Origin of the sequence: Aeromicrobium phragmitis, assembly GCF_003674095.1 — a bacterium.
Taxonomy (GTDB): Bacteria; Actinomycetota; Actinomycetes; order Propionibacteriales; family Nocardioidaceae; genus Aeromicrobium; species Aeromicrobium phragmitis.
Window position 1 is genome coordinate 1 of sequence record NZ_RDBF01000243.1, and the last position, 325, is coordinate 325.

Consider the following 325-nt stretch of genomic DNA (forward strand, 5'->3'; position numbering starts at 1 on the left):
GGCCTGCTCCTCCACCAGAAAGCGCTCGATGACCTCGACGCCGTTGCCGTCGTAGCCCTCCGCCACCGGGGAGGTCTCGGAGTACCTGAAGTCCTCGCGCATCCAGTCCTGGAGCGCGACGACGCGGTCGTAGTCGTTGGTCAGCCCTGCCGTCCGGGAGCGCGCCACGGCGGCGATCTGCGGTGGCGTGTCGTCGGGCAGGGCGAGATAGCGCCCCATCATCGCCGGCGGCAGCAGCGCCTGGCGCTCGCGCATCTGATTCGCATCGGGGTCGAGCTCCACGTAGTCGGCGACGTAGGTCTGGCCGCGGGTGGTCTCGGTTCGC

At 70.2% G+C, this 325-nt stretch carries 1 protein-coding gene; it reads right to left on the minus strand.

Translation table 11 applies throughout. The features are described 5' to 3' along the window. Positions 1–325: transglutaminase domain-containing protein (locus D9V41_RS18125; protein ID WP_166376129.1), on the minus strand; the 325-nt coding region annotated here is incomplete at both ends.